This window comes from Micromonospora sp. NPDC049799 (assembly GCF_040656655.1).
Classification (GTDB): Bacteria; Actinomycetota; Actinomycetes; order Mycobacteriales; family Micromonosporaceae; genus Micromonospora.
This window is the reverse complement of the sequence record NZ_JBFAMU010000292.1, coordinates 1-6,201: the sequence shown is the minus strand read 5'-3', so window position 1 is coordinate 6,201 and position 6,201 is coordinate 1. Positions and strand designations below refer to the sequence as shown.

The window sequence follows — 6,201 nt, the reverse complement described above, 5'->3', positions numbered from 1 at the left end:
GGAGGCCGGCTTCCTGGTCAACCCGGTGCAGGCCGGCGTGCTGCGGCTCGCCCCGCCGCTCGTGCTCACCGCCGCCCAGGCCGACGCCTTCCTCGCCGCCCTGCCGGCCGCTCTCGACGCGACGGTCCCCGCCGCCGCGCCGGCCGTCGACCCGCACGCCGCCGCACCAGCCCCGATGACCCCGACCAGCACGGAGGCCCGCGCGTGACCCGGCACTTCCTGGCCGACGACGACCTGTCTCCCGCCGAGCAGTCGGCCGTGCTCGACCTCGCCGCGCGGATGAAGGCCGACCGGTTCGCGTACAAGCCCCTGGCGGGGCCGCGGTCGGTGGCGGTGCTCTTCGACAAGCAGAGCCTGCGTACCCGGATCTCCTTCGACGCCGGCATCGCCGAGCTGGGCGGTCACCCGCTCGTGGTGGACACCCAGGTCACCCACTTCGGGCGGGGCGAGACCCTCGCCGACGCCGGCCGGGTGCTCTCCCGCTACGTCGCGGCGATCGTGCTGCGCACCCATGGCGACGACCGGATCGCCGAGGTGGCCGAGGGCGCCACCGTGCCGGTGGTCAACGCGCTCACCGACACCTACCACCCGTGCCAGCTCCTGGCCGACCTGCTCACCGTCCGCGAGCACTGCGGCGGCACGCGGGGGCGGACCCTCGCGTACGTGGGGGACGCGGCGAACAACATGGCGCACTCGTACCTGCTGGCCGGGGCGACCGCCGGGATGCACGTCCGGGTGGCCGGTCCGGCCGGCTTCGCGCCGGAGGAGGAGATCGTGGCCCGCGCGGAGAAGATCGCCGCCGCCACCGGCGGGTCGGTACGCGTGCTGACCGACCCGGTCGCGGCGGTGGCCGGCGCCGACGTGGTCGCCACCGACACCTGGACCTCGATGGGCCAGGAGGACGACGGGCTGGACCGGATCACGCCGTTCCTGCCGTACCAGGTCAACGACGCGCTGCTCGCCCACGCTCGGCCCACGGTGATCGTGCTGCACTGCCTGCCGGCGCACCGGGGCGAGGAGATCACCGACGAGGTGCTCGACGGCCCGCGCAGCGCGGTGTTCGACCAGGCGGAGAATCGGCTGCACGCCCAGAAGGCGCTGCTGACGTTTCTCCTGGAGGCCACCCCATGACCGCCCCGCTGACCCGCGCCGCCCGGCACGCCCGCATCGTCGAGCTGATCCGGGACAAGGAAATCCACTCGCAGCCCGAACTGGCCGACCTGCTCGCCGGTGACGGCATCCAGGTCACCCAGGCCACCCTGTCCCGGGACCTGAAGGAACTGGGCGCGGTCACCGCGCGCGCCGGCGACGGCCGGGGCGTCTACGTGATCCCCGAGGACGGCCACCGGCCGCTGCGGGACGCCGAGACCGCGCCGGCCCGGCTGGTCCGGCTGCTGCGCGAACTGCTCAACGGGGTCGACTCCAGCGGCAACATCGCGGTGTTGCGTACCCCGCCGGGCGCAGCCCAGTACCTGGCCAGCGCGTTGGACCGGGCGGGCCTCACCGAGATCGTCGGCACCATCGCCGGCGACGACACCATCCTCGTCGTGGCCCGCGAGGCCGACGGCGGGGCCGCGCTCGGCGACAAGCTCGCCGGGTGGGCCCGCCGCGAAGAGACCGTCGAAGGGAGCACCACACCGTGACCGAGCGGGTCGTCCTGGCGTACTCGGGGGGTCTCGACACCTCCGTCGCCATTCCCTACCTGGCCGAACAGACCGGCGCCGAGGTGATCGCGGTGGCGGTCGACGTCGGGCAGGGCGGCGAGGACCTGAACGCCATCCGGCAGCGCGCGCTGGACTGCGGAGCCGTGGAGTCCGAGGTGGTCGACGCGCGCGACGAGTTCGCCGCCGGGTACTGCCTGCCGGCGATCCGGGCCAACGCCCTCTACATGGACCGCTACCCGCTGGTCTCCGCGCTGAGCCGGCCGCTGATCGTCAAGCACCTGGTCGCCGCGGCCCGCAAGCACGGCGGCACGATCGTGTCGCACGGCTGCACCGGCAAGGGCAACGACCAGGTCCGCTTCGAGGTCGGCCTGGGCGCGCTCGCCCCCGACCTGAAGATCGTGGCGCCGGCCCGGGACTTCGCCTGGACGCGGGACAAGGCCATCGCCTTCGCCGAGGAGAAGGGGCTGCCGATCGACGTGTCGGCGAAGTCGCCGTACTCCATCGACCAGAACCTGTGGGGCCGTGCGGTGGAGACCGGCTTCCTGGAGGACATCTGGAACTCACCGGTCGAGGACCTGTACGCGTACACGTCGGACCCGGCGCAGGAGCGTGACGCCGACGAGGTGGTCATCACCTTCGACGCCGGCGACCCGGTGGCGATCGACGGCGAGACCGTCACCCCGTACCAGGCGATCCTGGAGCTGAACCGTCGCGCGGGCGCGCAGGGTGTGGGCCGGCTCGACATGGTCGAGGACCGCCTGGTCGGCATCAAGAGCCGCGAGGTGTACGAGGCGCCGGGCGCGATCGCCCTCATCACCGCCCACCAGGAGCTGGAGGCGGTCACCGTCGAGCGGGACCTCGCCCGGTTCAAGAAGAGCGTGGACCAGCGCTGGGGCGAGCTGGTCTACGACGGCCTGTGGTTCTCGCCGCTGAAGGACTCGCTGGACGCCTTCATCGCCGACGCGCAGCAGCACGTGTCCGGCGAGGTGCGGATGACCCTGCACGGAGGCCGGGCCACCGTCACCGGCCGGCGCTCCGAGGCCAGCCTGTACGACTTCGGCATGGCCACCTACGACACGGGCGACACGTTCGACCAGTCGCTGGCGAAGGGCTTCGTGCAGCTGTGGGGCCTGCCCAGCAGGATGGCCGCCGCCCGGCACGCCCGGTTGGGTGGTTCCTGATCGTGGGCACCACAATGGGCGGCGTGGACGACAAGAGCCTGACCGAGAACAGTGCCGCCACGAACCGTACGAGCCTGTGGGGCGGCCGGTTCGCCGGCGGCCCCGCCGAGGCCCTGGCTCGCCTGTCGGTGAGCGTGCAGTTCGACTGGCGGCTGGCCCCGTACGACATCGCGGCCTCCCGGGCGCACGCCCGGGTCCTGGCCGGCGCCGGGCTGCTCGACCCGGAGGAACTGGGTCGGATCCTCGCCGCGCTGGACGACCTGGAGGCGGCCTGCGCCTCCGGGCAGTTCCGCCCCACCATCGACGACGAGGACGTGCACACCGCCCTGGAGCGCGGTCTGCTGGAGCGCCTCGGCAGCCTGGGCGGCAAGCTGCGCGCCGGCCGGTCCCGCAACGACCAGGTCGCCACCGACCTGCGTCTCTACCTGCGCGACCACGCCCGGGGTGTGGCGGGTCGGCTGGTGGAGCTGGCCGAGGCACTGGTGGAGCAGGCCGAGCGGCACGTGAGCACGGCCGCGCCGGGCATGACGCACCTCCAGCACGCCCAGCCGGTCACGTTCGGGCACTGGCTCCTCGCGCACGTGCAGCCGCTGCTGCGTGACCTGGAGCGGCTGCGCGACTGGGACCACCGGACGGCGATCAGCCCGCTCGGCGCCGGCGCCCTCGCCGGCTCCGGCCTGCCGCTGGACCCGGTGGCCGTCTCCAAGGAGCTGGGCTTCCGGACGTCCTTCGCCAACTCGATGGACGCGGTCGCCGACCGGGACTTCGTCGCCGAGTTCCTCTTCGTCACCGCGCTGGTCGGTGTGCACCTGTCCCGCCTCGGCGAGGAGGTGGTGCTGTGGACGTCGCACGAGTTCGGCTGGGTCGAGCTGGACGACGCCTTCGCCACCGGCTCGTCGATCATGCCCCAGAAGAAGAACGCGGACATCGCCGAGCTGGCCCGGGGCAAGTCCGGCCGGCTCGTCGGCGGCCTGATGAGCGTCCTGACCATGCTCAAGGGCCTGCCGATGACGTACGACCGGGACATGCAGGAGGACAAGGAGCCGGCCTTCGACGCGGTCGACACCCTGGAACTGCTGCTGCCGGCCCTCGCGGGGATGATCTCCACGATGACCGTACGGGTCGACCGGCTGGTCGCCGCCGCTCCGGTCGGCTTCTCCCTGGCCACCGAGGTCGCCGACTGGCTGGTCCGCAAGGGCGTGCCGTTCCGCGACGCGCACGAGATCACCGGCAAGCTGGTGGCGCTCTGCGTGGCCCGGGACTGCGCCCTCGACGAGGTCTCCGACGACGACCTGACCGCGGTCAGCGAGCACCTCGACCCGAGCGTCCGGGACGTCCTGTCGGTCTCCTCGGCACTGGCCGCCCGGATCACGCCCGGCTCGACCGGCCCCGGCCCGGTCTCCGACCAGCTGGCCACTGCGGCGGACAAGCTAGCCGGCTGGCGGGAGTGGGCGTCCGAGCGCGTCGTCCCCCGCTGAGCCCGCCGGGGCCGCCGGCTTGCGGGTGAGCAACTTCGGGGAAAATGCGCCCTCCCGGCCACCTGAGGCAGCACTTTCCCCGAAGTTGCTCACGTCGGCGGGCGTTCGCGCCGGGGCAGCTTGGCCACTACTGCCTCGTAGGAGGCGTCTATGGCCTCGGTCAGGTCGTCGTCGGGGATGTCGCCGTTCAGGCGCAGGGTGTTCCAGCCGGACCGGCCGATGTACGGCGAGGGTCGCGCGTCGGCGGGGAACCGGTGGATCCACTCGTCGGCGACGGTGCGGTCCGGCCCGCACTTCACCCCGATCCGGGGCTCGGTGCCGGCCCCGCCGAGGAACGCGAAGATCCGGCTGCCGACCTTCACCACCTCGTCGCCCTCCCACGGCCGGTCCAGCCAGGCGCCCGGCTTCGCCAGGCAGTACGCCCGCATCGTCTCGCGCTCCATCGGCATCTCTCCCGCCGTCGGTCCTGCCGTCAGTCTGCCGTCCCACGGCGTGATCGGCCGGGGAGCGCGCCAGCCGTCAGTCGGTGGTGCGGGCGGACCGGCGCTCGTGGCGGGTGGTGAGCAGGCTCGCCCAGCGCCACGCCCGGTTGACCAGGGCCGCGTACGCGATGCCCAGCGCCACCGAGGCGGCCAGCGCCACCAGCGGCAGGTCCCGCAGGTGCGGGTACACCTGCCAGTGGGTCAGGTAGATGTAGAGCGAGCTGGCGGCGAGCACCCCGGCCACCTTGTTCACCACAGCGAGGCTGGGCACCGTGGGCAGCCACACCAGCAGGGCGAACCCGGCCACGATCAGCGCCTCGCGCGCCGGCTGGCCGAAGAAGCCCGGCACGGTCGCCGCCGCGGCCACGGTGACCAGCAGCCGCTGCCGTACGCCGTCGGCCCGCGCGGCGGCCCAACCGAGGGTGAACAGCCAACCCGCCACCAGCGCCGACGGCAGGTCGTGGCGGGCGTCCAGGCCGAAGACGTCGTACCGGCCGAGGAGCGCGACCCCGGTCAGGGCGAGGGGTAGGGCGAAGGGTCGCCGTCGCTCCCACCGGTCCACCCGGCGCAGGCCGAGCAGGGCGGCCGTCGCGATCAGCAGGTAGACCACCGCCTCGATGAACCAGAAGTGCCACCCGTCCGGTACGTCGTCCGGCCGGAGCGCGCCGTGCAGCAGCAGGAGGGTGCTCCACCGGTACTGGTCGCTCACCAGCATCACCGCGCCGATCCACGCGGCGGTCGGCAGCGCGATCCGCAGCACGCTGGACCGGATCTGCCGCAGCCGGTCCCCGCGGTCCGCGCCGGTGAGCTGGAACCGCGCGAAGTTGAAGCCGGCGACCGCGAGCAACAGGTGCGCGCCGCCGGTGATCGTGAACAGCGGGATGTGCGAGCCGACGATCAGCAGGATCGCCGTGGCGCGCAGCGCGACGCTGGTCTCCAGCGACCGCCGCCGGCCCGGCTTGCGGGCGGGGGCGCGCAGCGCCGCGATCGGCAGGGTGTGCCAGTTCGCCGGCAGGTGGCCCAGCTCCCGCTCCAGGCGCACCGACATCTCGACGTACGACAGGGAGTCGCCGCCGAGGTCGACGAAGCTCAGGTCGGGCGTGACGTCGGTGCGGTCGAGCAACTCCGCGTACAGCCGGCAGAGGTCGCCGGACGACGACGCCGCCGGTGTCGGGGCCGGGGTGTCGGCGGCGTCGGCGAGCACGCGCAGCGCGACCATGTCGGGTTTGCCGCTGGCCAGCCGGGGCACCTCGGCCAGCGCCAGGACGCGGACCGCGCGCGGCGGCAGCCCCACCTCGTCGGCGACGAGCCGGCGGATCCGCGCCCAAGGCGTGTTGGCTCCGGATGACCACGCCCGCAAGACGGAGAGGGTGGCAGCCCGTTCAAGCCGGGCCGA

Annotated in this window: 6 protein-coding genes and 1 pseudogene; 5 read left to right on the top strand and 2 right to left on the bottom strand. The window is 73.4% G+C overall.

Translation table 11 applies throughout. The annotated features are described in order from the left end of the window. From AB0I76_RS20185 to argH, 5 genes and pseudogenes are all read left to right on the top strand, one after another. A pseudogene (locus AB0I76_RS20185) lies at window positions 1-208 on the top strand (acetylornithine transaminase); the annotation flags it as partial. Beyond that, window positions 205-1,131, top strand: a complete 927-nt coding sequence (argF, locus tag AB0I76_RS20180) for an ornithine carbamoyltransferase (protein ID WP_357037509.1) — start codon at window positions 205-207, stop codon at window positions 1,129-1,131. The pseudogene AB0I76_RS20185 and the gene argF, both read left to right, overlap by 4 nt. Next, complete coding sequence (locus AB0I76_RS20175) at window positions 1,128-1,643, top strand: arginine repressor (RefSeq protein ID WP_357037506.1); 516 nt, start codon at window positions 1,128-1,130, stop codon at window positions 1,641-1,643. The genes argF and AB0I76_RS20175 overlap by 4 nt, the downstream gene beginning before the upstream one ends. Beyond that, entirely contained in the window at window positions 1,640-2,845 is a 1,206-nt protein-coding gene (locus tag AB0I76_RS20170) for an argininosuccinate synthase (protein WP_357037503.1), read from the top strand. Before AB0I76_RS20175 ends, AB0I76_RS20170 begins: the two co-directional genes overlap by 4 nt. A 14-nt stretch (window positions 2,846-2,859) precedes the next feature. Beyond that, a complete protein-coding gene (gene argH, locus AB0I76_RS20165) occupies window positions 2,860-4,323 on the top strand; it encodes an argininosuccinate lyase (RefSeq protein ID WP_357037512.1) in 1,464 nt (487 codons plus the stop codon). A gap of 89 nt (window positions 4,324-4,412) precedes the next feature. Here argH and AB0I76_RS20160 read toward each other — a convergent pair whose 3' ends face one another. After that, window positions 4,413-4,766: an MmcQ/YjbR family DNA-binding protein gene (locus tag AB0I76_RS20160; protein WP_357037500.1), complete on the bottom strand. Its 354-nt coding sequence runs from the start codon at window positions 4,764-4,766 to the stop codon at window positions 4,413-4,415. A 76-nt stretch (window positions 4,767-4,842) separates the two neighbouring features. Continuing rightward, a partial coding sequence (locus tag AB0I76_RS20155; protein ID WP_357037497.1) for an acyltransferase family protein occupies window positions 4,843-6,201 on the bottom strand: 1,359 nt, incomplete at its 5' end.